Annotated in this window: 20 protein-coding genes and 4 tRNA genes; 15 read left to right on the plus strand and 9 right to left on the minus strand. The window is 41.6% G+C overall.

Annotated elements, in window-relative coordinates:
• Positions 1-55 precede the first annotated feature (55 nt).
• From trpCF to QQJ93_RS07090, 5 genes are all read right to left on the minus strand, one after another.
• A complete protein-coding gene (gene trpCF / locus QQJ93_RS07070; RefSeq protein WP_089122817.1) occupies positions 56-1,441 on the minus strand; it encodes a bifunctional indole-3-glycerol-phosphate synthase TrpC/phosphoribosylanthranilate isomerase TrpF in 1,386 nt (461 codons plus the stop codon).
• A gap of 10 nt (positions 1,442-1,451) precedes the next feature.
• Positions 1,452-2,450, minus strand: a complete 999-nt coding sequence (gene trpD, locus QQJ93_RS07075) for an anthranilate phosphoribosyltransferase (RefSeq protein ID WP_089122818.1) — start codon at positions 2,448-2,450, stop codon at positions 1,452-1,454.
• 35 nt (positions 2,451-2,485) lie between these two features.
• Positions 2,486-3,067, minus strand: coding sequence for an aminodeoxychorismate/anthranilate synthase component II (locus QQJ93_RS07080; RefSeq protein ID WP_089122819.1), 582 nt, complete (start codon positions 3,065-3,067; stop codon positions 2,486-2,488).
• 10 nt (positions 3,068-3,077) lie between these two features.
• Entirely contained in the window at positions 3,078-4,718 is a 1,641-nt protein-coding gene (locus tag QQJ93_RS07085; protein ID WP_089122820.1) for an anthranilate synthase component 1, read from the minus strand.
• Between the two features lie 273 nt (positions 4,719-4,991).
• A complete protein-coding gene (locus tag QQJ93_RS07090) occupies positions 4,992-5,144 on the minus strand; it encodes a hypothetical protein (RefSeq protein WP_160117475.1) in 153 nt (50 codons plus the stop codon).
• Positions 5,145-5,264: 120 nt separating this feature from the next.
• Here QQJ93_RS07090 and rnm point away from each other — a divergent pair, with 120 nt between their 5' ends.
• The 3 genes from rnm (at position 5,265) to rluB (ending at position 8,072) form a co-directional block, all read left to right on the plus strand.
• Positions 5,265-6,131 (plus strand): RNase RNM, encoded by an 867-nt coding sequence (rnm, locus tag QQJ93_RS07095; RefSeq protein ID WP_089122821.1) that lies wholly within the window; start codon positions 5,265-5,267, stop codon positions 6,129-6,131.
• Positions 6,132-6,226: 95 nt separating this feature from the next.
• Positions 6,227-6,847 (plus strand): L-threonylcarbamoyladenylate synthase, encoded by a 621-nt coding sequence (locus QQJ93_RS07100; protein ID WP_089122822.1) that lies wholly within the window; start codon positions 6,227-6,229, stop codon positions 6,845-6,847.
• Positions 6,848-7,061: 214 nt separating this feature from the next.
• Entirely contained in the window at positions 7,062-8,072 is a 1,011-nt protein-coding gene (gene rluB / locus QQJ93_RS07105) for a 23S rRNA pseudouridine(2605) synthase RluB (protein ID WP_089122823.1), read from the plus strand.
• An 85-nt stretch (positions 8,073-8,157) separates the two neighbouring features.
• On the opposite strand, the gene QQJ93_RS07110 is transcribed toward rluB, so the two are convergent.
• From QQJ93_RS07110 to QQJ93_RS07120, 3 genes are all read right to left on the minus strand, one after another.
• Entirely contained in the window at positions 8,158-8,478 is a 321-nt protein-coding gene (locus QQJ93_RS07110; RefSeq protein ID WP_089122824.1) for an HI1450 family dsDNA-mimic protein, read from the minus strand.
• Positions 8,479-8,862: 384 nt separating this feature from the next.
• Positions 8,863-9,432, minus strand: coding sequence for an elongation factor P-like protein EfpL (efpL, locus tag QQJ93_RS07115; protein ID WP_089122825.1), 570 nt, complete (start codon positions 9,430-9,432; stop codon positions 8,863-8,865).
• 233 nt (positions 9,433-9,665) lie between these two features.
• Complete coding sequence (locus tag QQJ93_RS07120; RefSeq protein ID WP_284186061.1) at positions 9,666-12,071, minus strand: DNA polymerase II; 2,406 nt, start codon at positions 12,069-12,071, stop codon at positions 9,666-9,668.
• A gap of 394 nt (positions 12,072-12,465) precedes the next feature.
• Between QQJ93_RS07120 and uvrY the strand changes: the two genes are divergently transcribed.
• From uvrY to QQJ93_RS07180, 12 genes are all read left to right on the plus strand, one after another.
• A complete protein-coding gene (gene uvrY, locus QQJ93_RS07125) occupies positions 12,466-13,110 on the plus strand; it encodes a UvrY/SirA/GacA family response regulator transcription factor (RefSeq protein ID WP_027696060.1) in 645 nt (214 codons plus the stop codon).
• The gene (gene uvrC / locus QQJ93_RS07130; protein WP_089122826.1) at positions 13,110-14,957 is read left to right on the plus strand and encodes an excinuclease ABC subunit UvrC; all 1,848 of its coding nucleotides are present in this window, start codon (positions 13,110-13,112) and stop codon (positions 14,955-14,957) included. The genes uvrY and uvrC overlap by 1 nt, the downstream gene beginning before the upstream one ends.
• A gap of 45 nt (positions 14,958-15,002) precedes the next feature.
• Positions 15,003-15,560 (plus strand): CDP-diacylglycerol--glycerol-3-phosphate 3-phosphatidyltransferase, encoded by a 558-nt coding sequence (gene pgsA / locus QQJ93_RS07135; RefSeq protein WP_089122827.1) that lies wholly within the window; start codon positions 15,003-15,005, stop codon positions 15,558-15,560.
• A gap of 286 nt (positions 15,561-15,846) precedes the next feature.
• Positions 15,847-15,920: transfer RNA gene (locus tag QQJ93_RS07140), tRNA-Cys, on the plus strand.
• Between the two features lie 24 nt (positions 15,921-15,944).
• Positions 15,945-16,020, plus strand: a tRNA-Gly gene (locus QQJ93_RS07145).
• Positions 16,021-16,102: 82 nt separating this feature from the next.
• Positions 16,103-16,189, plus strand: a tRNA-Leu gene (locus QQJ93_RS07150).
• 30 nt (positions 16,190-16,219) lie between these two features.
• A tRNA-Gly gene (locus QQJ93_RS07155) sits at positions 16,220-16,295 on the plus strand.
• 532 nt (positions 16,296-16,827) lie between these two features.
• Positions 16,828-18,639 (plus strand): AMP-dependent synthetase/ligase, encoded by a 1,812-nt coding sequence (locus QQJ93_RS07160; RefSeq protein WP_089122828.1) that lies wholly within the window; start codon positions 16,828-16,830, stop codon positions 18,637-18,639.
• Positions 18,640-19,335: 696 nt separating this feature from the next.
• The gene (locus QQJ93_RS07165) at positions 19,336-22,257 is read left to right on the plus strand and encodes a pyridoxal phosphate-dependent class III aminotransferase (protein ID WP_089122829.1); all 2,922 of its coding nucleotides are present in this window, start codon (positions 19,336-19,338) and stop codon (positions 22,255-22,257) included.
• 111 nt (positions 22,258-22,368) lie between these two features.
• Positions 22,369-23,613 carry a carboxynorspermidine synthase gene (locus QQJ93_RS07170; RefSeq protein ID WP_089122830.1) on the plus strand — a complete coding sequence of 415 codons (1,245 nt, stop codon included), beginning with the start codon at positions 22,369-22,371 and terminating at the stop codon, positions 23,611-23,613.
• 156 nt (positions 23,614-23,769) lie between these two features.
• Positions 23,770-24,900 carry a carboxynorspermidine decarboxylase gene (gene nspC, locus QQJ93_RS07175; RefSeq protein ID WP_089122831.1) on the plus strand — a complete coding sequence of 377 codons (1,131 nt, stop codon included), beginning with the start codon at positions 23,770-23,772 and terminating at the stop codon, positions 24,898-24,900.
• Positions 24,901-25,179: 279 nt separating this feature from the next.
• Positions 25,180-25,515, plus strand: coding sequence for a hypothetical protein (locus tag QQJ93_RS07180; protein ID WP_089122832.1), 336 nt, complete (start codon positions 25,180-25,182; stop codon positions 25,513-25,515).
• Between the two features lie 73 nt (positions 25,516-25,588).
• Here the strand turns inward: QQJ93_RS07180 and QQJ93_RS07185 are convergent, their stop codons facing one another.
• A complete protein-coding gene (locus QQJ93_RS07185; RefSeq protein WP_089122833.1) occupies positions 25,589-26,548 on the minus strand; it encodes a bile acid:sodium symporter family protein in 960 nt (319 codons plus the stop codon).
• Positions 26,549-26,554 lie beyond the last annotated feature (6 nt).

The following is a 26,554-nucleotide window of genomic DNA, read 5'->3' on the forward strand; positions in this document are numbered from 1 at the left end:
AAATATAATCCTTGTTAATTATCAGTGACGGGTTATCAAGAGTCGTGTCATTGATTTAATAATTTCTTAATGCCTGAAAAGCGGCTTGCAGTTTCTGTGGATCTTTTTTACCGGGTTCACTTTCAACGCCAGAGTTAAGATCTAAACCGATACAACCAAGTTGTGCGGCTTCTTCGATATTATCCGGTGATAAGCCGCCTGCTATCATAATGCTTTGACGATGGCTAGTTGATGTATTGCCTTTATTTAAAAGGTCCCAATCAAAACTCATTCCAGTTCCTCCTGATTGATTACCTACTTGAGAATCTAATAAATGTTTATCGATGTGTTGTTCGAATAATGTTGGTAGCTGATCGGACACGCCATACGCTTTCCAAATTTTAACGCTTTTTGGTAGTAGTCGGCGCAATTCAGCGACTTGTACTTGTGTTTCTGCGCCGTGAAGTTGAACCGCTGCCAGACCCAGTTGATTAGCGGTTTGAGCCACTTCATCCATCGACTGATTTTGAAACACACCAACATAATGTAACGGTGCGCCGCTCATTATCAAGCGTGCATCTTCTATGCTGACACGACGTTTAGATTTTGGAGCAAAAATTAGACCACCGTAAACACTACCAGAGCGGTAGGCTAAGTTAGCATCGTCTGGATGAGTCAATCCACAAACTTTGTTTTCACCTAGAATGACACGACGAACCGCCACTTCTAAGTTGTCTTCTGACATCAAAGAGCTACCGATTAAGAAACCATTAGCGAACAGTGATAGCTCTTTTACTTGCTGATGGTTGTGTATGCCTGATTCAGAAATCACTACCGTATCTTTTGATAAACGAGGCGCGAGTTCTTTCGTTCGTTCAAGAGTAATAGATAGGTCGCGTAAATTACGGTTGTTAATACCGACAACTGGCGCTTTTAATGCAATTGCACGTTCCAATTCTTCTTCATTACTGACTTCGGTTAAAATTCCTAAGTCTAATGAACGAGCCACTTGTGCTAGCTGCTGGTATTCTTGATCGTTAAGTACTGAAAGCATTAACAAAATCGCATCCGCTTGGTAATGGCGAGCAAGGTATACTTGGTACTCGTCGATCATAAAATCTTTACACAAGACAGGTTGAGTGACTTGCCTGCGGACTTGAGGTAAAAAATTGAAATCGCCCTGGAAGTATTTTTCATCGGTTAATACTGAAATGGCACTAGCGTGATTGGCGTAGACCGATGCAATGTAGTCTAAATTGAAATCTTCACGGATCAGGCCTTTTGATGGCGATGCCTTTTTGCACTCTAAAATGAATTCAGTCTTGCCAGTGTGCAACGCTTGATAAAAATCACGGTCGCTTGGCTGTAAATCTTGTTTGAATGATTCTAAAGGTTGCTGGGCTTTGCGTTCTTCGACCCAAATGCGTTTATCCGCGACGATTTTTGCTAATACGGTTTCCAATTTTTTTCTCCTATCCGTGCGCGGCAAGTTGAGTAACAAGCTGGTACGCTTTACCTGAGTTCATTACATTAATGGCTTGTTGGGTATTGGCTTTTAAGTCTTCTTGACCAAATAGACGTAACAGTAGTGCAACATTAACTGCAACGGCAGATACTTGAGCTTCAGTTCCTTCGCCATTTAAAATTTTAGTGATAATGGCACGGTTCTCTTCTGGTTCGCCACCTTTAATTGCCTCAAGTGGGTGACAATTTACTCCAAAATCTTCTGGCGTTAAGGTGTATTCAATAATTTCTCCGTTTACGATTTCATTTACCAGTGTTGGGCCATGAATCGCGACTTCATCAAGTCCACTACCATGTACCACTGCAGCACGTTTCATGCCCATACTTGCCATGGTTTTGGCGATAGGGCGTACTAGGCTTTCATCATACACGCCCATTAATTCAATGTTTGGGCGAGCAGGATTAATTAAAGGGCCAAGTAAGTTAAAAATAGTGCGAGTCTTCATGGCTTGGCGTACCGGCATCGCGTGGCGTACACCTCCGTGATATTGCGGTGCGAATAAGAATGCTACCCCAATATTTTCAACCGCAGACTTTGTATCCTCTGGGCTCATTGCTAGGTTAATGCCAAAAGAGTCGAGTAGGTCAGAAGAGCCTGATTTACTCGATACACCACGGTTACCATGTTTGGCGATTTTTACCCCGCAAGCGGCAGCAACAAAAGCAGCAGTCGTTGAAATGTTGATGGTATTGGAACCATCACCACCTGTGCCTACGATATCGGCAAAATCACCTTCAATCGCCGGGAATGGAGAAGCATTCACCAATAATGCTTGTGCAGCTCCGGCGATTTCTTGTGGCGTTTCGCCTTTAATTTTTAATGCGGTTAATACTGCGCCTAATAGAATCGGGTCCATTTCGCCTTTGATAATGGTATCAAATAGGGTGTGGCTTTCTTGTTCAGTTAAATCGCTCTGGGCATACAGTTTGTCGATGATATTTTGCATGGTCATGTCCTTATAATTCTTTCGTGGCTGACGGCTTATTTTTCTAAAGCCCAGCGGATCGTATTTTCAAGTAATGTTGCGCCATAAGTTGTCATGATGGATTCAGGGTGAAATTGAAAGCCACAGACTTTGTGATTTTCTTCAACGACAGACATGACTAACCCATCAACTTGCGCGGTTACTGTGAGCGCATCACTTACATGAGTAGCGACTAAAGAATGATAACGTGCTATCGCAAAAGGAGATGGAAGGTTTTGGTAGGTGGGGTGATTGTCATGCACCATCATTGATACTTTGCCATGAATGATTTCACCTGCACCAGCCACTGTGCCACCGTAGGCTTCAACAATTGCTTGATGCCCTAGACAAATACCTATCATTGGTACTTTACCTTTTAAGCGTTGAATTAATTCTGGCATACAACCTGCTTCAGAAGGTGCGCCTGGTCCTGGTGAAAGTACAACTACTGGGTTTTCTAGTTGTTTAACCGCTTGTTCAATAGTTTCTGCGGATAAACTATTACGATAAATAGTAACCTCATGGCCTAGTGTGCGAAATTGGTCAACGAGGTTATAGGTGAATGAATCAAAGTTATCAATAAAAAGAATGTTCGCCATGATTATCACCTTAATCTTGTTGACTGTGAGTTGAGTTTGCTTGATGCGCGAGTTGAATGGCACTAATACAGGCTTGCGCTTTACCTCGGGTTTCATCGGCTTCCGATTGAGGGTCTGAATCAAACACCACTCCGGCACCAGCCTGTACATGGGCAACACCATTTTCAACATAAGCTGAGCGAATCACGATACAAGTATCAAGGTCACCTTCACCGGTTAAGTAGCCAACAGCGCCGCCATAAGTGCCGCGGCGTTGTTGTTCTACATCGCGAATCAATTGCATTGCGCGAATTTTTGGTGCGCCGGTTAATGTCCCCATATTCATACAAGCTTGGTAGGCGTGCAGTGCATCAAGGTCACAACGTAATTCGCCAACTACTCGTGATACTAAATGCATTACATGGCTATAACGGTCGACTTTCAGTAAATCGGCTACATGACGAGAACCTGCCGTGGCAATTCTTGCGACATCATTACGTGCGAGATCGACTAACATCATATGTTCAGCATTTTCTTTTTTATCGTTACGTAGCTCCAATTCGATACGACTATCAAGATCAAAGTTGATCGAGCCATCGGAATTTTTTCCACGACGACGGGTACCGGCAATCGGGTAGATTTCGATTTGCTCGTTATCTGCATCGTATTTCAATGCGCTTTCTGGTGAAGCTCCGAATAAAGTAAATAGCTCATCTTTCATGTAGAACATGTATGGGCTTGGGTTGCTTTGTTTTAAGGCTTTATATGCAGCAAGCGGGGATGGACAAGGCAGTGAAAAGCGGCGTGATGGAACTACTTGGAAAATATCACCTTTCACTACAAACTCTTTTAAGTCACGAACGATCTGGCAAAAGTCTTTATCAGAAATATTGGTTTCAACCGACATGTCGGCGACTTCTGTTGCTTGTGGTAATGGGGCAACGTCGGTGCAGTGTTCTGCAATGTTTGCTAAGCGTTGTTTTAATTCCGCTTGGATACTGTTGGTGCTATTAAAGGCTGTTGCTTGCACACTACAATGTTGGGTTTGGTGATCGAAAATCATCAAAGTTTCTGCTACGTAGAAAACATAATCAGGACAGTTATCAATTGATTTCGCATCACCTAGGTTTTCAAAATTGGCGACCAGGTCATAAGCAAACGAACCACCAATAAAGATAGCGAGCTTTTTATTGGCACCGAGTGAATCAGGAAGTTGCAGTAAATCAAAGCTGTGTTGCACAACACGTAGAGCATCAAAGCTAGAAGATTGACGTAGGCGAGAATCTTCATCAATTGCATCATTCGGTGCATCGAAAGAAAGGGTTAGGGCTTTGTCGGTTGCTTGAGTTAATACACTACTGGTTAAGTTTGCTTTGATCGCTTGTAATAAGTTTTGACCATTCAAGCTTTTCGCTGTCATGGTAACTCGGTGTCCACGGCATTCAATACGTACTGCTGCATCAATAAGAAGTAGGCTTTTTAGGTTCTCTTTTGAGCTAATTTCGGCACTTTCAAGCAATAAACTGTTTTGGGTCTCAAGCGCGTTATCATTGACACACAAAGCATGAAAAACTTGCGTCGGGTCTTCGAGGTAAGGGGTGTCCACTTGAAACACCTCAATTGGGTGTTTGTGGTTGATCTTATCTTGATGAATCTTTGCTGCCTTATTCATAAGACTTCCTTTAATCTTTTATTAAAATTCCGTTTGCTTTCACAAGTTTATCGCTGCTATGTAGATTTATAAGTGCAAGTAGTAGAGATATAACCGCATAAGCCTTGGTTTACCATATTTTCTTAGTTGCTCACGTGTTTTATCTGAATTTTGTGGCATTGGTTAAATGAAAAAGATGGCATTGTTTATAAAGTATTCGATTGACAATGAAGCAATAAAAAGCCCGCAGAATAAGGCGGGCTTAATTAAAATGAGAGAGCTGAATATTACTCACTAAGTTGCCCATTGCCACGATGAAATACGCCAAGTGCGCCAATGGTTAAGTGAAATAGCAATTATAGAAGATACCTCCTCAGATAAACGACGAGAATGAACTACAGTACGATTTAGAATAATGTTATTATCTTGTAACACATTGCTTGTCATATTCGCCTCCGCTGTATCTGTCGGGTTATCCCTTAAGTTCTTGTGTACTAGTAAACTAGTTCGTTGGTTTTGAGTCAAGCTTTTTTATTTAATAATTTCAGTGTAAGGCCATTTATTTTCATGAGAATCGATCTACACAGTCACACGACATGTTCTGATGGACGGTTAAGTCCGCAGCAACTACTCGATCGTGCAGTTGAAATGAACTTAGATGTTTTAGCGATCACCGATCACGATAGCGTTGATGCGATTCCTATGGCACAAGATTATATTGCTAAGCAATCTCTACCTTTGCATTTGATCACTGGTATTGAGCTTTCGACGGTATGGCAGAATAAAGATATTCATATTGTTGGTTTGGATATTGATATTCAACATCCAAAATTGCAGCAATTAATTGAATCGCAAAAACAACGACGTATGGAACGTTCTGAATTAATGGCTGCTCGCTTAGCAAAACACACTAGAGAAGGGGTGTTAGAAGAAGTTCAGGCGATTGCCAGTGGAGCGTCGATTACTCGTTCTCATTTTGCTAAATGGCTAGTTGAAAATGGTTATGCGAAAACCATGCAGCAGGTATTTAAGAAGTATTTAACACGAAATAATCCGGGGTATGTTCCACCAGTGTGGTGCAGCATTGAAGACGCTGTTTCCGCAATACATGCTGCAGGTGGCGTGGCGGTTTTAGCGCATCCGGGGCGTTATCAATTGACAGCTAAATGGTTGAAGCGTTTAATTGCAGCATTCGTGGCCGCTGGCGGTGACGCGATGGAAGTCGCTCAACCTCAGCAAGCTCAACAAGAAAGAAGAACATTAGCCGACTACGCGATTGAAAATGGCTTGCTTGCTTCGCAAGGATCTGATTTTCACTACCCATCCCCATGGACAGAGCTTGGTCGTAATTTATGGTTACCGTCTGGTGTTGAACCAGTTTGGAAAGATTGGCAGCAGATTGCACATTTAGAGTTTGGGGCAGATAAAGCCTAAACCTAAGCCCAATAGAGAGTGAATCTGATCTCGCCAATGTGATTGAGTCGAAAATCGAATCTTAGACTTAATCTTTATCTCAATTAGGAGTATCAATGAGCCAATTTTTTTATCTACACCCAGAAAACCCACAAGCTCGTTTGATTAATCAAGCGGTTGCGATCATTCGCAATGGTGGCGTTATTGTTTATCCTACGGATTCTGGTTATGCGCTAGGTTGTCAGCTTGAAAATAAAACCGCATTAGAGCGTATTTGCCGTATTCGTAAAATCGATGATAAGCATAACTTTACTTTATTATGTCGTGACCTTTCTGAGTTATCGCTTTATGCACGTATCGATAATACAGCGTTTCGCCTTTTGAAAAATAATACCCCAGGTGCGTATACCTTTATTTTTAAAGGAACCAAAGAAGTACCGCGCCGTTTAATGAATGCGAAACGAAAAACGATTGGTATTCGTGTTCCAGATAATAAGATTGCGTTGGATTTACTGGAAGCATTAGGTGAACCGTTAATGTCGACGACCTTAATTTTACCGGGTAATGATTATGCAGAGTCTGATCCAGAAGATATTCGTGACAAATTAGAGCATTCAGTTGATTTGATCATGAACGGTGGTTTTTTAGGTGAGCAACCAACAACAGTTATTGATTTTAGCGATGATGAAATGGTGATTGCTCGTCGTGGTGCAGGCGATCCAACGCCATTTGAATAAAGTCAACAGACCCTAGTTTATGCCCTACATTTAATTGTGGGGCTTTGTCGTTTAAACATTCAGCTATTTACTAAACTAGTGTATACTTTGCTGCCTTTTCTGCATCTTATGATAGTTAAAGAAAAGAAACTAATTTTAATTTATTGTTTTATAAAGTTTATTTTGAATGAAACAATGAAGACGGCTGTGAAGTCGACGAATAATAGGTATATAAATGAGCGAAAAGTTACAGAAGATTTTAGCCCGTGCAGGCAATGGCTCTCGTCGTGAATTAGAAGCGATGATTCAAGCTGGCCGTGTGAGCATTAATGGACAAGTGGCCAAACTAGGCGATCGATTGGAAGATGAAAATGCCATCGTTCGTATTGACGGCCATAAAGTGTCAGTAAAAGATTCTGAAGAAGTGATTTGCCGAGTTCTTGCTTATAATAAGCCAGAAGGGGAGCTTTGTACTCGACACGATCCAGAAGGTCGTCGTACAGTATTTGATCGCTTACCAAAAATTAAGGGTTCTCGTTGGGTTTCAGTTGGTCGTCTTGATGCCAACACGGGTGGTTTATTACTATTTACAACCGATGGCGAACTCGCTAACCGCTTAATGCACCCAAGCCGTCAAGTTGAGCGTGAATACTTAGTACGAGTATTTGGTGAAGTTAACGAAGACATGGTTCGCAACGTGACTCGTGGTGTTGAACTTGAAGATGGCATGGCACGTTTTGAAGATGTTGTCTACGCCGGTGGCGAAGGAATGAACCATACTTTCTACGTGATGATCACTGAAGGTCGTAATCGTGAAGTTCGTCGTTTGTGGGAATCTCAAGGCGTAACGGTCAGCCGTCTGAAGCGTGTTCGCTATGGTGATATTTTCCTAGAGAAAGCATTACCGCGTGGTGGCTGGGTTGAACTTGAGCTCAAAGAAGTTAACTACTTACGCGAAATGGTTGAGTTAAAACCTGAACGTGAAACACTGATTGATCCTGATAAGCATTCTCGTAAACGTGAGCGTTCTCGCGGTCAGAAGATTCGTCGCGCAGTGAAGCGTCATGAAGAGCGCTCAACTGCTCCAAAAGGTCGTGGACGTAATGCTTCTCGCGGTAATGTCGCGACAAAAGGTACGACAACCAATAAAGTTAACAATGGTGAAGCAGTCGGTGGTCGTCAAGGTAAGCAGACGAATCGTCGTAAGCCATCGTCTACCGCAGGTAAGCCAAAAACTCGTCAATAATTGACACATTGATTAAACATATTAAAAGGGCCCATCAAGTGATTTTGATGGGCCCTTTGTTCATTATGTGCTTATGGAAAAGAGGTTAATCTCTTTTCCATAAAATATGGCAAAACTTATTGTCAGGATCGCGACTAATTAGCATGCGAGCAAACACATCATCCAAAGCATCATCAGCTTCATTGACTAATCCTACTTTTACTTCAGCGTACGTCTCTTTATCTACATTAAAGCCAACATGTTGACCCCAGTCGTCACCAGTTTCTACTACTTCAGCTGCGCCACGCTCTTCAAATTGCATTGTGAATAAGAGAACATCTGCAGCTTCTAAATTGTCTGGTGCCATTTCCAAAAAGATGTCATAGCCGACTTCGATTACGTCATCGTAAGAGATTAAATCTGTCATTATTGCCTTAAATATATTTGATTGATGTGTTTATACCCAAGTAACTTCAAGATGCGAGTTTCAGCAAGAATAAAACAAGCTTTAGGCAAGGTAAATTGAATATGATCATAGTGATTCTATCTCTGTTCAATTTAACGTAGCATAGAGCTTGTTTTAACTTGCCCTTCGGGAGCTTCATTCAAACCTTTATGCCGCGTCAGATTGGTTTGAAAGGTGCCTACATTCCTTCGCCAATCTTCCTTGCCTAAAGGTTTGGATGATAGCTCTGAATTCTGCATATTGAAGTCACTTGGGTATATACCCGAGTAACTTGTACCTTGAGGTGACTTGGGTATATAAAAGCGATCAATTTATCGCAATTGGTCGCTCTTATTTTTTTAATGATTAGTCAGCACGACCCATGAACTTACGTTCAGCTGTGTTGATTTTAATTTTATCGCCGCCTGAAATGTATTCAGGTACTTGAACAATAAGGCCAGTAGATAGCGTTGCAGGCTTAGTACGAGCACTTGCTGATGCACCTTTAATCGAAGGTGATGTCTCCACGATTTCTAACTCAACACTTGAAGGAAGCTCAACCGCTACAGGTTTGTCATTGACGATAACCACGCTTAAACCTTGAGTTTCTTCGTTAAAGAACAATGCTTCGTCTTCAATTGTGGCTTTATTGAAGTGATAAGGGGTGTAGTCTTCATTATCCATGAATACATACTCATCACCATCAATGTACGAGAACATTACACTGTGACGACTAAAGTCAGCCAGAGTTAAGATTTCATCAGCTTTGAAGCTCTCATCTGATTTAGCACCAGTGGCTACATCGTACATACGCATACGGTAAAGACTTGCACCCGCACGACCGCTTGGCGTTAATTTGCTGATTTCACGTACAGAGAATACACGACCGTTTAGTTCTACAACGGCATTTTTTTTAATTTCACTAGCTTTAGGCATGATTTTTCCTGAATATTAATCAAGGAGCACAGAGGCTCTACATTTGTTGGTATATGAGCGAGAAAATATCACGATCTGAGCTTAACGCCAAAAATAATTATGAGTTTAGGTTATACCCAAAGTAATTGGAGTTGCAGTGAGGTGACAAGAGAATGAGGCACCATGAGTTTAGCTTGCCTAAAGGTTTAGATGATAGCTCTGAATTCTGCATATTGAAGTCACTTGGGTATATATTAAAATAGACCAATTTGGGGGGCGATGATTGACTCAAAATCTAAGCCGATAAAAGGCAGAATCGCATCGGCAACCGGTTTAATCTGTTTATCAATATAGTGTTGATAGTCGATAGGACTTTCTAAGTAATCTTTGGGCTCTGGACCATTGAGTGTGAACAGATATTCGATTCTTCCTTTATTTTGATACTGTAAAGGGCGTCCTAGGTGAGCATTTTTGGCATCAGCTAATCGAGCTGCTCTGACTTGTGGTGGAATATTTTTCTGATATTCATTTAATTTTCGACGTAGGCGCTTTTGATAGACAAGATCATCGTCATAAACCCCATTTTGAGTATCCTCAACATATTGGCGAATAAAGGCTTGTGGGTCTTCATCATGAAAGATCATCGAATACAACTTATGTTGGAAGTGATGTGATAATGGTGTCCAGTCAGTGCGAGCACTTTCTAGTCCTTTAAATATCATTTTTTCCTTTCCATTAGTATTGATGAGGCCGCAATAGCGTTTTTTCGAACCGGTTTCCGAGCCGCGAATGGTCGGCATTAAAAACCGTTGATAATGGGTTTCGTATTCAAGCTCTAGTGCAGATTGCAGGTTATATTCATCTTTAATGTGTTGCACCCACCATTGGTTAATATCTTTAATCAGGTTTTGGCCAATTTGGTCGGCTTGTTGTTGATTGTGAGGTTTAATTAAAGAGACAAATAAAGAGTCGGTATCTCCATAAATTACTTGATAACCTTGTTCTTCGATTAATATTCGAGTTTGTTTCATGATCTCATGGCCACGCATGGTAATAGAAGAAGCAAGCCTAGTATCAAAGAAGCGGCAACCAGAAGAGCCAAGTACACCGTAAAATGAATTCATGATGATCTTAATGGCTTGAGAAAAAGCCGCTTCATTATTTTTCTTGGCAACATCTCGCGCAGCCCACAGCTCTTCAATCATGTTAGGCAGAAAGTGTTTGCTACGGTGAAATTGTCCACCACGAAATCCAGCAACGGCTTGATGCTCTTCTTTGCCAATCTCAAGCTTTAAGCCTTCAACTAATCCCATAGGATCAATAAGAAAAGTGCGAATAATTGAAGGGTAGAGGGATTTGAAATCAAGCACTAACACAGAATGATAGAGCCCAGGATCGGAATCCATCACATAGCCTCCAGGACTTGCGAACCAATTTTCAGAGTGGAGATTTGGCGCGATATAACCGGCACGGTGCAATTGGGGCAAATATAAATTGGTAAAGGCAGCCACTGAGCCGCCAATACGATCCAGTTCTACACCGGTTAACCGTGAGCGTTCAATCGCAAATTGCAGTAAATGAGTTTTTTCAAAAATACGCGTAACTAAACGGCAATCTTGAAGATTGTAAGTGGCGAGAGATATTTTATCTTCGCGGAATTGGCGATTAATTTCATCCATGCGGTTAAACGGATCATGGATGATTTTTCCTTCACCGAGTAAGCTTTGAGCTACAGATTCTAACGCCCAAGAATTAAAGTGATAGGTCGCAGTTTTTAAGGTATCGATACCATCTAAAACCACTCGGCCTGGAATAGAAACAAAACCTTGCTGAGTATTATTGGATTGCCTGAAATACAGTTTTTGTTGTGCTCGACCTAATTTCAGCGGTAGTTTATGCCATTCTGCTCGCTTGGCTAATAATCGACAGTCAAAATCAATGACATTCCATCCAATGATGATATCGGGATCAAATTGTTCAAACCAATCGACTAAAGCTTTTAATAGGGCGTATTCGTTTTCTACCCATTGAATGTTAATTTCTGCATCGTACTCTTGTGGGGAGCCAATCATGATGACTCGGCTGTCCATTTTTGAGTCGAGGCCAACTGAGTACAAAATGCCTTTTTCTGAACATTCGAGATCTAAAGAAACAACCGTGAGATTAGGCTGGTAGGATGCCGATTTACAGAGGGCCTGTGTTACTTTCTTATAATGTTTATGTTGCGAAAACTGGCCTGTAAATTGAATGCCACCGCGAATAAATCGTTCCATTAAGTAGCGATCGGTCAGGCGGATATCATCTTCAAAACAGTCAATATTCGATTGAGTTAAGAGATTTTTAGCTTGGTTAGCTAATTGAATGTTGCCAAAGTAACAGGCACAAATCGGTTGTTGACTAAAGGTTTTGAGTGCAACGGGATGAATTTCAAATGGTATGCTCTGCTGCTTTAATGTATTGCTAACAGTCTGTTGATGTTCTTGTAAAACAAAAAACACACTACGCTCAGCGGCAATTAATAATTGTGTTGGGCCGTTATCGGTTGCCACCCAAAGTTCTATTTGTGTTTGGAAGCCAGAATGGTGTAAATCACGAGCCTGTCGCGTCAATACAAAGCCTTGATCAATATTGGCGCTATTTATATCTGATGAACCATTCAAGTGAAAACCTATCCCGAGTTATTAAGAAGTAATATGATAACAAACTGATTGGGCGTGGTGCGAGTTTCGATTTGTTTTGATTGGAAAATAGACAGATTAGAAGCCTAAAATAGGACTATACTCAAAATGGTAATATTTATATCAAATCCGATCTTGCATTCCTGAGTAAACCATTAATAATACATTTGTAATTACTTGATTTCATAAAGCTTACTTTAAGTGGGTGTAAATCATTTGCTCACATAGTAGATAATATCTACTGTGGGTTGGTCACAAAATAGCACGGATTCTGAGATTAACACTCATTTTGTGGCCATAAATAAGTTAGTATGTAGCGGCCAGTAAATAATAAGTAATACTGGCCTAGCGATAATCCAAGTGTGGAGATACAAGAGTGATAAATGTTTTCCTTGTAGATGATCACGAACTGGTTCGCACAGGGATTCGACGTATAATTGAAGACGTCCGTGGAATGAAAGTAGTAGGGGAAGCTGACAGTGGTGAGAATTCTGTAAAATGGTGCCGTGCTAATCACGCGGACGTTATTTTGATGGATATGAATATGCCAGGTATTGGTGGTCTTGAAGCCACCAAGAAAATTTTACGTTTCAATCCTGATATTAAAATCATTGTTCTAACAATACATACTGAAAATCCATTTCCAACCAAAGTCATGCAAGCGGGGGCGGCCGGTTATTTAACCAAAGGTGCTGCGCCAGATGAAATGGTTAATGCGATTAGAATGGTCAACAGCGGTCAGCGTTATATTTCGCCTGAAATAGCGCAACAGATGGCATTGAGTCAATTTTCAGCGCCTTCAGATAACCCATTTAAAGAACTATCTGAACGTGAACTACAGATCATGATGATGATCACCAAAGGACAGAAGGTAACGGATATATCTGAGCAGCTTAATCTTAGCCCTAAGACGGTAAATAGCTATCGCTACCGCCTGTTTAGCAAGCTCGATATTAGTGGTGATGTGGAGTTAACGCATCTCGCAATTCGTTATGGCATGATAAATACAGAGACTCTGTAGTGCCTGAACTGTTTGATTCAGCTTCTTTTCTATCGACAGTTTCTGACCAGCCCGGCGTTTATCGTATGTATAACGCTGAGGCTGATGTTATTTATGTCGGTAAAGCAAAAAATCTATTCAAACGCCTTTCCAGTTATTTTCGTAAAAATCTAGATAACGAAAAAACCAAAGCTCTCGTTAGTCATATTGCCAAAGTTGATGTCACGGTAACACATACTGAAACCGAGGCTTTAATTTTAGAACACAACTACATTAAGCAATATCTTCCTAAATACAATGTGTTATTAAGGGATGATAAATCTTATCCCTATATTTTAATTACTAAGCATAAGCATCCTCGTCTTGCCTACCATCGCGGCGCAAAAAAAAGGAAGGGGGAGTATTTCGGTCCTTATCCAGATGCGGGGGCAGTAAGAGAAACGCTTCATCTATTACAAAAAATCATTCCAGTTCGCCAATGTGAAGACAGCATTTATGCTAATCGCACTAGGCCGTGCTTGATGTATCAAATTGAACGCTGTTCAGGCCCTTGTGTTAAAGGTCTGATTAGTGATGAAGAATATGCGGAAAGCGTCAACTATGTCCGCTTATTCTTGCAAGGAAAAGATGATCTTGTGCTGAATGCTTTAATTCAAAAGATGGACGAGGCAAGTCAAGCTTTAGCGTTTGAAAAAGCGGCTAAGTACCGTGATCAAATTCAAGCGATTCGTCGAGTGCAAGAGCAACAATCGGTATCCAACGACAGTGCGGAAGACATGGATGTAATCGGCTTTGCTAAAGAAAATGGTCTGGCTTGCGTTCATATTTTAATGATTAGGCAAGGTAAAGTATTAGGTAGTCGTAGTCACTTCCCTAAAATCCCTAATAATACTGATGATCATGAAGTATTTTCGAGCTTCTTGAATCAGTATTATTTAAGCCATAATGAAGCGTCGACTATTCCTACTCGTATTACTTATAACGCCGATCTATTTGATGATGAAAGCCCATTACAAACAGCCTTAACCGAAATTGCCGGCCGTAAAGTCACTTTCCATGTTAGCCCTAGAGGGATTCGAGGTCGTTACCTTAATTTGGCCAACACCAATGCTCGCAGTGCGTTAACTTCGAAGATTAGCCATAAAATGACAGTTAATCAGCGAGTTAAAGAACTTGAAACTGAGTTTGGTATGGAGCGTATTGAACGTATGGAATGTTTCGACATCAGCCATACCATGGGGGAAAGTACTATTGCTTCTTGTGTCGTCTTCAACCGTGAAGGGCCGGTCAAGCAAGAGTACCGCCGCTACAATATTGAAGGCATTACAGGCGGTGATGATTATGCTGCGATGGGGCAGGTGTTAGAACGTCGTTATTCCAAACAGCAATATACTGATGAAATCTATGCCGAAAAGATACCGGATGTGATTTTTATTGACGGCGGTAAGGGACAACTTAACCGTGCTTATGAGATAATCCAAAAACATTGGCAAGATTGGCCGAAAAAACCAGAGCTAATTGGTATAGCCAAAGGTGTCACCAGAAAGCCGGGGTTAGAAACCCTAATTAAAGTTACTGGTGAAGAATTTAACTTACCGAGTGATGCACCAGCATTACATTTGATTCAGCATATTCGTGATGAAAGCCATAATCATGCGATCAGTGGTCATCGTGCTAAAAGAGCCAAAACCAGAAGAACCAGTTCTTTAGAAGGTATTGAAGGCGTAGGCCCTAAACGTCGCCAAGCTTTGTTGAAATATATGGGTGGTATACAAGAATTAAAACGAGCAACTGTAGAAGAAATAGCCAAAGTTCCTGGGATCAGTAAATCTTTGGCAGAAATCATCCATGAAGCATTGAAACCCTAGACGTTTTAACGCAACATTAAGCCGCACTCTCCAAGAGACGTAATTATGCGATTTACAATACCAAACATTTTAACTTTACTTCGACTTGCGTTAATTCCTGTTTTCGTTGCAGTTTTCTATCTACCTTATGCATGGGCGCCTTTTGCTGCTGCAATGGTGTTTTGGGTTGCAGGGTTTACCGATTGGCTCGATGGAGTGTTAGCAAGAAAATTAGGTCAAACGTCTCGTTTTGGCGCTTTTTTAGACCCTGTTGCCGATAAAGTAATGGTTGCCGCAACACTTATTCTTATTACCGAACATTATCATACCATTTGGATTACCATTCCGGCTGCGACCATGATTGCGCGTGAAATTATTATTTCAGCACTACGTGAGTGGATGGCAGAGATTGGCAAGCGAGCCAGCGTTGCAGTTTCTTGGATTGGCAAATGGAAGACATTATCGCAAATGTTTGCACTTTGGGTGCTGATCTGGCGTTATGATGATTGGATGGTATGGCTAGGTTATATCACCTTATATATTGCGACAGCTCTGACGTATTGGTCGATGTATCAATATTTGAAAGCGGCCAAAGGGGATCTACTCGCGAGCGAGGGCGATTAATTAAGTCACTTGAAAATTGAATTATCTGAGCCCTGCATACTCTTAAGAAAGATTATGCAGGGCTTTTTGGTTTAGGTAGATAAAAATTTGTCTCAATTTTCTGACAAAAATATAGACAAAATTAGGCGTTAAAATGTGCGATATAACGGTTTTTGACTGCAAAATAGACAAACGATTTAAAAATCGAAAAATAGTGTTGACGTGCTTGGCTTAATCCGTAAAATGCCATCCCGTACTCAAGAGGAACGCGACATAATTCGAAAGAGTTAAGTTCTTTGCAAGGTAAGGCGCCTTGGCAGAGTGGCTATGCAGCGGATTGCAAATCCGTGGACCTCGGTTCGACTCCGGGAGGCGCCTCCATTATCTTGCTAACATTGAGATAAAGCGACACTAGCTCAGCTGGTAGAGCGCAACCTTGCCAAGGTTGAGGTCACGAGTTCGAACCTCGTGTGTCGCTCCAAATTTTGCGATATGGATTGTCATAATCGATATCAGATGGTGTTCTAACGTTTCAGTTATGGCATCGCAATAAAGAATTGCGTGCCCTGGTGGTGGAATTGGTAGACACAAGGGATTTAAAATCCCTCGGCGTTCGCGCTGTGCCGGTTCAAGTCCGGCCCGGGGCACCATCTATAAAGTCTACATATTATGTAGCAAATGCGACACTAGCTCAGCTGGTAGAGCGCAACCTTGCCAAGGTTGAGGTCACGAGTTCGAACCTCGTGTGTCGCTCCAAATAAGAAAGCCCCGATCAGAAGTGGTCGGGGCTTTTTGCATTTATAGATGTGTCAATTTCGAGGTTCGAGATCTTTGAACGAAATTAGTGTAGCTGATAGAGCGCAACCTTGCCAAGGTTGAGGTCACGCCTAGTTCATAAAAGCAGGGAACCTCGTGTGTCGCTCCAAACAAGAAAGCTCGTTCAGAAATGAACGGGCTTTTTTACGTTTAAGGATTTGTGATTTCGAGGTTCGGGCTCTGCACTGGATACTAACTCAGTTGGTAGAGTGTAACCTTGCCAAGGTTGAGGTCACGCCTAGTCCATAAAGCAGGGAACCTCGTGTGTCGCTCCAAATAAGAAAGCCCCGATCAGAAGTGATCGGGGCTTTTTGCATTTTGGCGTAAGATTGCCATCCATAAAGCCTTTTGTTTGTATTAAATTATTTTCCTCATTTGTGTTCTTTGAGCTTACAACTGTTTCGCTTTTTTCTTTTTATAGGGTAATATTGCGCCAAATCGAAACACCTGTACGCTCAACTGGAATCTATTTATGTCTCTTGATGCTTATCATCTTATTCGTTTGTTTAAACACCAAGCTCAACAACGCGCAGATAAAATTGCGTTGGAAGGTTTTGAAATTCAAGCTCCATGGAACCTTGTAACTTGGCAGAAGCTTGAAGAACAGACCGATAAACTGGCAAAAGCACTAATAAAGCTTGGTGTATCAGTCCAAGATAAATGTGCCATTCTTGCACAAAATTGCCCGCAGTGGACGTGTGCTGATTTAGCTAGTTTAAAGGCTAGGGCGGTAATTGTTCCTATTTATCCAACAAGTACGCTCGAACAAGCGCAATTTATTTTAAATGACGCCGAAGCTAAAGTGCTGTTTGTGAATGATGATCAGCAGTATCAAATGGCATGTGAGTTACAGGATAATTTACCCAATCTTGAATCGGTGATTGTGTTTGATGGTTCGGTAACATTAAAAGCTCGTCCAAACCATTGGCACCTTGATGAGTTATTGACTGATGAGTATCCGGTTGCATCAAAACAAGATGAAGAATTAGTACTGCGGGTAGAGAAAGCTCAGTTAGATGATTTGGTTACTCTTATTTATACCTCTGGAACAACTGGCGACCCGAAAGGAGTGATGCTGGACTACCGTAATTTTGCTTCTACGATCTTTCAACACGATGAAGTTTTAGGCTTTACTGAAGGTGATACTTCTCTTGCATTTTTACCCTTAAGTCATGTGTTTGAACGTAGTTGGTCATTTTATGTTTTAGCGCGTGGTGGTAAGAACGTTTACTTGCAAGATACCAACCGTGTTAAGCAAGCGATCAGTGTAACAAAGCCTAATACTCTTTGTGTGGTACCAAGATTTTTAGAAAAAGTGTACAGCGCTATTCAAGAGCAAGTGACGAAGGGTAGTAAAGTTAAGCAACTAATCTTTGCTTGGGCGATGAAAGTAGGTATGAAGCAGTTTGAAGTAAGCCAAGGCCGCCGTACATCAAGTGTTCTTCTTGAGTGGCAAAATACCTTAGCAACTAAATTAGTCTTTAGTAAGTTGCAAAATGCGCTTGGTGGACGTTTGAAATTTATGCCTTGTGGTGGCGCAGCATTAGATGCAGATGTGGCAGGTTTTTTCCATGCGATCAATGTACCAGTGTTATGTGGTTATGGGATGACAGAAACCACAGCAACCGTGACGTGTAATACTATCTCAAATCGCGTGACGGGATCGAATGGACAACCGCTAAGTCAAACAGAAGTAAAACTCGGAAAAGATAACGAAATTTTGGTTCGTGGTGATATTGTCATGAAAGGTTATTACAATCGTCCTGAAGATACTGCAGAAACGTTTGAAAATGGTTGGTTGAAAACGGGCGATGCAGGGCAATTTGATGAAGATGGTAACTTGTATATTACCGACCGTATTAAAGAGTTAATGAAAACTTCAAATGGTAAATATATTGCGCCGCAGAGGGTGGAAGGTAAAGTTGGAACCTGTTCTTTTATTGAGCAAGTGGCTATTGTTGCCGATACAAAAAATTATGTAACTGCATTGATTGTTCCTGCGTTTGAGTCACTCGATGCTTGGGCAAAAGAGAAAGGTATTCATTATGAATCACCGATAGAGTTATTAAAGCATAGCCATGTAGTTGAGCATTTTGAACAACGTTTAAAGCATCTTCAAAAAGAATTAGCAGGCTTTGAAAAAATTAAAAAGTTTACCTTATTGCCAAAAGAGTTTTCGATTGAAGACGGCCTGATCACACCAACATTGAAATTACGTCGTAAAAAGATTTACGAAAAATACAAAAAAGAAATTCAAGCAATGTATAAGGTTAAAAAGTCATGATGACTTAGAAAACAATTGTTTATCGTTTGTTATGAAAGGGAGGATAATTTATTTTATTCTCCCTTTATTATGTGTGATAAAAATTGTTTGCGTTGAAAATAATTTCTGTGTTATTTTCCGCCACAATCTCAAGGTTATCGTTAATACTAACGATAGATTTACCTTAGGGGGATACGCGTAAGGACATTCAAGCTGATTGTGCCATTACGTATGAGTAGGTACTGTTAACAACGCGTTAATCAGTAGACGGGAACCGATGCGATAAACACCCGCATTGTTATAGGAAGCCCAACTTTGAAAACATTAATCCAGATTTTAAAAATCAGCTTTACTCATCTTAATCGTTCAATTGTGGCCTTCTTGCGCACTATGAAGCGATCTCATATTACAAGTTTAAATTCTTATACTTGTACTCCACTAAGCAGACGAAGTTCAAATATAACTGAACCTTGAGTTCTATTCGCTAATCTCTGACTTGCTTTTTGCATTTCTAGCCTATTGTTTGCAATTTTATTTGTAAGCAAGGGCTGTGTTTAGTGTCTTCAATTTGAACTAATGGCTTATTTCATTGAAGTCGGTTTGGCTGGTAATTCAGTCAGTATTAAATATCAATACTCTTTGTCTTTGAAATTACAGCGTTGTTGTTGATGTCTGTCATTCAAATTTTTTGAGTAAATACCGTTTAAGGGTTTATCAATGACCACTGCGTTTGACTTTGAGCTAAACCAAGCTCAAACACCATTTACCACCAACATTCCTTATGTTGAGGGTGTTTATGATCTTGCTCTTGACCAAGTATTGCTTGATCAAGAACAGCATGAATCTGCAGTTCGTTCTTATCCACGTCGATTACCGATTGCGATTAAACGCGCATACGGTGCTCTGGTTGAAGATACTCGTGGCCAGTTATTTTTAGATTGTTTAGCTGGGGCAGGCACGCTTGTTCTGGGTTACAACCATCCAGAAATTAACCAAGCATTGAAAGAACAGCTTGATAGTGGTTTACCATATCAAACGCTGGATATCACCACGCCGGCAAAAGACCGTTTTATTAAGCAAGTAAAATCGTTTTTACCTGCTGATTTTGCGAAAAACTCGGTGATCCAATTCTGTGGCCCTTCTGGCGCAGATGCAGTAGAAGCTGCCATCAAGCTGGCTAAGCAAACCACTGGCCGTAATACCATGATCGCTTTTCGTGGTGCGTACCATGGAATGACGAACGGGACTATGGGCATGATGGGCAACTTAGGCACTAAAGCGCGCCGTACAGGTTTGATGTCAGATGTGCATTTTATGCCGTTTCCATACAGCTTACGTTGCCCATTTGGTATTGGTGGCGAAGAGGGTGCTCGTCAAAATATTCGCTATATCGAACGTATGCTAAACGACGATGAAAGTGGCATTCAAAAACCGGCGGCGATCATTGTTGAACCGGTTCAAGGTGAAGGTGGTGTGATCCCAGCACCTGCATTCTGGTTACGTGAATTACGTCGTATTACGGCAGAGCACGGCATCTTATTAATTTTTGATGAGATCCAATGTGGCGTAGGTAAAACCGGTTATAACTTTGCCTTTGAAGAGTCGGGCATTTCACCAGATATCCTTTGCTTATCTAAAGCGATTGGTGGTGGGTTGCCTATGTCGATTTTGGTCTTCAACAAAGACATCGATACTTGGAATCCAGGTGAGCACACCGGCACTTTTCGTGGTAACCAATTGGCGATGGTGTCCGGTGCCAAAGCATTAGAAATCATTCAACGTGATAACTTGGTTGAACACGCTAAAGTGGCCGGCCAATACTTACGTGAAGGCTTAGAGCAACTACAAAAAGAAGTAGGTTGCATTGCCGAAGTTCGTGGTAAGGGCTTAATGCTTGGTTTGGAAATCGTTCAACCGAACGGTGAATTGAATAAGTTTGGTGAGCCAGCGTCGGCTTCTGCACTGACACTGAAGATTCAACGTGCAGCATTAGAGCGTGGTTTGATGATTGAAAAAGGTGGCCGTGACGGTTCGGTATTGCGTTTCTTACCGCCGGTTATCATTAGCTTTGAACAGCTTGATTTTGCATTGAAGACATTGAAAGCGGCGATCATTGCGGCAGGCGGTGGTATCGACCCTGAGAAGCAAAAAGCAGAGCAACAATCGGTTGAGCAAAAAGGTTGGCAGCAACACTTTATTCAAACTGGCACAAAAGGTGCAGACAGTTTTGAAAAGGCGATGAACCAAACTACCCAAGCGATGAAAGCGGTATTTGAAGCGGTAGATAAACCGTATTCAGGTATGGATCCACAGCTTCTAAAAGCACAAATTGAAGCGGTGAACTTAGATTCAAGCAACAGCGATTTACAGCAAGTGATTAATAGCACCACAAACTTGGTGGCGAAGAACTCAATTTTTGTTCAGCACCCAAATTGTATTGCGCATCTACACACGCCACCGCTTGTGCCAGCGATTGCAGCTGAAGCTATGATTGCATCTTTGAACCAATCAATGGATTCATGGGATCAAGCATCAGCAGCGACTTATGTTGAGCAACGTGTAGTCGATTGGCTCTGTGAGCGCTACAACATGGGCGATAACGCAGATGGCGTGTTCACCAGTGGTGGTACTCAAAGTAACCAAATGGGCTTGTTGCTGGCGCGTGATTGGATTGCAGACAAACTGAGCCAACACTCGATTCAAAAACTAGGCTTGCCTGACTATGCAGACAAGCTTCGTATTGTGTGTTCGAAAAAATCCCACTTTACGGTGCAAAAAACTGCCTCGTTAATGGGCTTAGGTGAAGCGGCAGTGGTGTGTGTCGATACGCATAACGACGGCACAATCAACACGGATGCGATGGCTGATACTTTGAATCAACTGAAAGCAGAAGGCTTAATTCCTTTTGCGATGGTCGGTACAGCAGGTACTACTGATCACGGTGCAATTGATGATTTGAACACATTGGCTGATTTAGCTCTAGCGCACGATATTTGGTTCCATGTTGATGGTGCCTACGGCGGCGCATTGATCTTAAGTAGCCATAAGAGCCGTTTAGCAGGTATTGAGCGTGCTTCATCGATCAGTGTGGATTTCCATAAGTTGTTCTATCAACCAATCAGCTGCGGTGCGGTATTGGTGAAAGATAAAGCGAACTTTAAGTACTTATTGCATCATGCGGATTACTTAAACCGTGAAACAGATGAGCTGCCAAACCTAGTGGATAAATCAATGGCGACAACGCGTCGTTTTGATGCACTAAAAGTGTTCATGACCATGCAAAGTGTCGGCACTAAAGCGTTAGGTGAAATGTACGATCATCTGATTGAACAAACGCACGAAGTGGCGCAAATGGTTGCCAATAATGCAGCGTTTGAGCTATTGGCTCCACCAGCTTTATCGACGGTATTGATGCGTTACAGCAACCCGAACTTATCAGAACAAGCGCTTGATGACCTAAACCGTCAAATTCGCATTGAAGCATTGGTTCGTGGTGTTGCGGTACTGGGCGAAACCACCGTAGATGGCAAAGCGGCACTGAAGTTCACGATTTTGAATCCGTGCTTAGTGTTGAGTGATTTTGAAAAATTACTGAATGATGTAAACGAGTTAGCTCAAGTTTTAACGACAGAAATTTAATTTATTTATATGAACTAATACCCAAAGTAATTGGAGCTGTAGTGAGCGCAGTCAATAAAACTACAGCTTCAAGTACGCAGGGGATAACGAAGAAAGGAAGGTGACGAAGAGATGTCTATTTTACAAATTGGCGCAGGTGGCGTTGGTTGGGTTGTAGCTCATAAAGCCGCTCAAAACAATGATGTACTCGGTGATATTACGTTAGCGTCTCGCACAATTGCGAAATGTGAAAAAATTATCGAGTCGATCAAAGGCAAAAATAACCTTAAAGATCCATCAAAGAAACTAGAAGCACGATTTGTAGATGCTGACGATGTTGCCTCTCTTGTAGCATTGATTAACGAAGTCAAACCTGACCTAGTGATTAATGCCGGTCCTCCATGGGTGAACGTGACCATTATGGAAGCGTGTTACCAAGCGAAAGTGTCTTATCTTGATACATCGGTTGCTGTCGATTTATGCAGTGAAGGTCAGCAAGTACCGGAAGCTTACGATCCACAATGGGCATTCCGCGAAAAATTTGCTGAAGCAGGCATTACAGGTATTTTAGGTGCAGGTTTTGATCCAGGCGTGGTTAGCGTATTTGCCGCTTATGCCGTAAAACATCTTTTTGATGAAATCGACACCATTGATGTGATGGATGTGAATGCCGGTGACCACGGTAAGAAGTTTGCAACTAACTTTGACCCAGAAACCAACATGCTTGAAATCCAAGGCGATTCTTTCTACTGGGAAGAGGGCAGTTGGAAGCAAGTACCTTGCCATACTCGTATGCTTGAGTTCGATTTCCCGAACTGTGGCAGCCACAAAGTTTACTCAATGGCGCATGATGAAGTTCGTTCAATGCAAGAGTTCATCCCAGCAAAACGTATCGAATTTTGGATGGGCTTTGGTGACCGTTACCTAAACTACTTCAACTGCATGAAAGATATCGGCCTACTAAGCCCAGATCCAATCACGCTGCAAGACGGTACTGTGGTTGAGCCTCTGAAAGTATTGAAAGCATTGCTACCGGATCCAACTTCTCTTGCACCGGGTTATACAGGTAAAACGTGTATCGGTACTTGGGTTCAGGGTAAAAAAGGCGGCGAGCAGCGTAGTGTATTTATCTACAATAACGCCGATCACGAAGTGGCTTACCACGACGTTGAACACCAAGCGATTGCTTATACGACTGGCGTACCTGCAATCACAGCCGCTCTTCAGTACTTCAAAGGTAACTGGAATGAAGCAGGCGTGTTCAACATGGAACAACTTGATCCAGACGGCTTCCTAGAAACCATGCCAAGCATCGGTCTAGATTGGCATGTTCAAGAGCTAGAGCCAGGTCAGCCGAAGATTAATATTTTGAAATAAGAGAAGGTTCCTAGTCCCTAGTTTCTAGTACCTAGAGGGCTGGCTCCTTTTAATGATAAGCAGTAATACTTAGTTTGTTACTGCTTATTTTATTATGTATATCTTTGCTTTTTCCTAGAAACTAGAAACTAGGGACTAGCAACTGTATGGAGACTTATGTCTAACAATCTTCCTACTCCTCATTTCATGATTGATGAATCAAAACTGATCCGCAATCTTGAGATCGCCAAGCAGCTTAAAGAATTGAGCGGCGTAAAATTAGTCTTAGCGCTGAAGTGTTTTTCAACTTGGGGCGTGTTTGACATTATTAAACCTTACCTAGATGGCACCACAAGTAGTGGCCCGTATGAAGTGAAGTTAGGCCACGAGACTTTTGGTGGTGAGACGCACGCATACAGCGTTGGCTACAGCGAAGATGACGTAAAAGAAGTGGCGGATATCTGCGATAAGATGATCTTTAACTCTTTAAGTCAGCTAAAAGCCTATCGTCATTTGGTGGAAGGCAAAGCCTCAATCGGTGTGCGTTTGAATCCCGGTGTAAGCCGTGCAGGGCAAGACTTAGCCGATCCAGCCCGTCAATTTTCACGTTTAGGTATACAAGAAGGGCAATTGTCGGCTGAGATTTTTGATGATCTTGACGGCGTGATGTTCCACATGAACTGCGAAAATAAATCAGCGGATGATTTTATCTCTTTGCTTGAGAGCATCTCTGAACGTTTTGGCGCTTATCTAGATAAACTTGACTGGGTTAGCCTAGGCGGTGGCGTATTCTTTACTTGGCCGGGTTATGAAGTTGAGAAGCTTGCTCAAGCATTAAAACACTTTGGTGAAAAACATGGCGTGCAGCTTTACCTAGAGCCGGGTGAAGCCATCATTACTCAAACCACAGACCTTGTTGTTACCGTGGTAGATATTGTTGAAAATGGCATGAAAACCGCGATTGTCGATTCAGCTACCGAAGCGCACCGTTTAGATACGCTAATCTATAACGAGCCAGCTTCGATTGGTGAAGCCTGTGAACATGGCGAACATGAATACGTGATTGGTTCTTGCTCATGCCTAGCGGGGGATCAGTTCTGTGTGGCTAAGTTTGATAAGCCTTTAGAAATCGGTCAACGCTTGCATATTTTAGATAGCGCAGGTTACACCATGGTGAAGTTAAACTGGTTTAACGGCCTGAAAATGCCGACGGTTTATTGCCAACGTGCTAATGGTGAGATTCAAAAGCTGAATGAATTTGACTACCAAGATTTCAAACGTTCCCTGTCTCAATGGTCGGTAAAATAACCCGATAGATTGAAGAGTAAAAGAACGTAATTTCGAAGCTGTGCTGCCTGTTTATACTCTTAAGTGAAATACTTAAATCAAACGGACATCGCGGCTTTTTTACTTTCTTTCCGGTAGAGTGCTATACCCTCGTACTTGAAGCTGCAGCTTTGTTGCCGGCGTTCATTCGCCCCAATCACATAGTCGAGCTATGCTCATGAGGCCTCACTCACTTGTCGCCTCACTGCACCTTCAATTACTTTGGGTGCTATATATAAGACTTCAAAAGGAAAGTGTCTAATGAAAATTATGTATTCCGGTGTCATCGCTTCTCACGGTGAAGTTTTTGCAAATCAATTAAAAGACTTTCTGATAAAGAACCAAGATAAAATTGAGCGCCAGTTAATCCCCAATTTAGATTACATTGATCCGAGAGCGCTTAATGATAATGGTATTCAAATTATGGAGGTAACTTACTTGGGGGAGGCTCGCTATTCACTTGCCTATCAATATGATTGGTTCGTATTTAGCCCTTGTACCAATATTGACTTAACCGGTACGGATAAGAATAAAGTGACGCTTACTGTGTTAGATTGCGGCGAGTTAGAATTTGATCTTTCAGCACTAGGGCATTAAGAAAAAGGACTTCACTGAAAATAACGAAGTCCTTGTTGTCACTGCTAATCAGAATAATCTAAATGGCACTAGATTATGATTTCTCAACTTGAGCTTGTGTGTTGACAGGTGAAGATGAATTATCTTGGACTGTTTTTCTTGACCAGTACCCAGCCAAGATTGAGCCTGAAATATTATGCCAAAGAGAAAATAATGTTCCTGGCATAGCGGCTGCTGGTGTAAAGAACTTCATAGCAAGGGCAGTAGCAAGACCTGAATTTTGTAAGCCTACTTCAAACGCAATAGTACGAGAGATAGTTTCATTAAAGCCTAATAAACGACATCCCCAATATCCTGCTAATAATCCAAACCCGTTATGTAGAACAACGGCAAGTGCAATGATTGGACCTATAGCGGCAAATTGAGATGCATTGAGTGCAATAACGATACCAATAATCATGACAATGGCAGCCATTGAAATTAGAGGGAGTATTGAATCAAGTTTTTTCGTTACATTATGGAAAAATTGATTAATGAAAATTCCGATTGCCACTGGCAATAATACAATTTTCACTAGACTCATAAGCATTGCTGCGGCCGGAACATCAACGGCTTGTCCTGCTAAAAGTTCAGATAAAAATGGTGTAAGAAGCACGCCTAGTAATGTTGAAATTGCGGTCATAGATATAGAAAGTGCCACATCCCCTTTGGCTAAGTAGCACATTACATTGGATGATGTACCACCGGCTACGCTGCCGACTAATACCATACCAACCGTAAGTTCAGGGCTAAAGCCTAGAATATAACTGATCAGCAGTGCGACAAGGGGCATAACCGTAAATTGTAAAATGATGCCAATCGTAACGGCTAATTTTTGCTTAACGACATTTGCAAAATCACTGGCTTTCAATGTCAGACCCATCGACATCATAATAACAACCAATAAAGGTACAATATAAGTTTTTAATGGTTGAAAAATGGTTGGCTGCATATAAGCCAAAATGGATATTAAAATTGCCCATACCGGGAATAATTGAGTAATCGTCCGTAACATTTGGTT

This window comes from Vibrio algivorus (assembly GCF_030161215.1).
Classification (GTDB): Bacteria; Pseudomonadota; Gammaproteobacteria; order Enterobacterales; family Vibrionaceae; genus Vibrio; species Vibrio algivorus.

Coding starts and splice junctions, on each gene's coding strand:
- efpL (WP_089122825.1), bottom strand. CDS start 9,432: ATGCCTAAAGCTAGTGAAATTAAAAAAAATGCCGTTGTAGAACTAAAC.
- pgsA (WP_089122827.1), top strand. CDS start 15,003: ATGCGATTTACAATACCAAACATTTTAACTTTACTTCGACTTGCGTTA.
- QQJ93_RS07180 (WP_089122832.1), top strand. CDS start 25,180: ATGAAAATTATGTATTCCGGTGTCATCGCTTCTCACGGTGAAGTTTTT.
- rluB (WP_089122823.1), top strand. CDS start 7,062: ATGAGCGAAAAGTTACAGAAGATTTTAGCCCGTGCAGGCAATGGCTCT.
- QQJ93_RS07160 (WP_089122828.1), top strand. CDS start 16,828: ATGTCTCTTGATGCTTATCATCTTATTCGTTTGTTTAAACACCAAGCT.
- QQJ93_RS07080 (WP_089122819.1), bottom strand. CDS start 3,067: ATGGCGAACATTCTTTTTATTGATAACTTTGATTCATTCACCTATAAC.
- QQJ93_RS07085 (WP_089122820.1), bottom strand. CDS start 4,718: ATGAATAAGGCAGCAAAGATTCATCAAGATAAGATCAACCACAAACAC.
- QQJ93_RS07170 (WP_089122830.1), top strand. CDS start 22,369: ATGTCTATTTTACAAATTGGCGCAGGTGGCGTTGGTTGGGTTGTAGCT.
- rnm (WP_089122821.1), top strand. CDS start 5,265: ATGAGAATCGATCTACACAGTCACACGACATGTTCTGATGGACGGTTA.
- trpD (WP_089122818.1), bottom strand. CDS start 2,450: ATGCAAAATATCATCGACAAACTGTATGCCCAGAGCGATTTAACTGAA.
- QQJ93_RS07090 (WP_160117475.1), bottom strand. CDS start 5,144: ATGACAAGCAATGTGTTACAAGATAATAACATTATTCTAAATCGTACT.
- QQJ93_RS07100 (WP_089122822.1), top strand. CDS start 6,227: ATGAGCCAATTTTTTTATCTACACCCAGAAAACCCACAAGCTCGTTTG.
- QQJ93_RS07110 (WP_089122824.1), bottom strand. CDS start 8,478: ATGACAGATTTAATCTCTTACGATGACGTAATCGAAGTCGGCTATGAC.
- QQJ93_RS07185 (WP_089122833.1), bottom strand. CDS start 26,548: ATGTTACGGACGATTACTCAATTATTCCCGGTATGGGCAATTTTAATA.
- nspC (WP_089122831.1), top strand. CDS start 23,770: ATGTCTAACAATCTTCCTACTCCTCATTTCATGATTGATGAATCAAAA.
- QQJ93_RS07165 (WP_089122829.1), top strand. CDS start 19,336: ATGACCACTGCGTTTGACTTTGAGCTAAACCAAGCTCAAACACCATTT.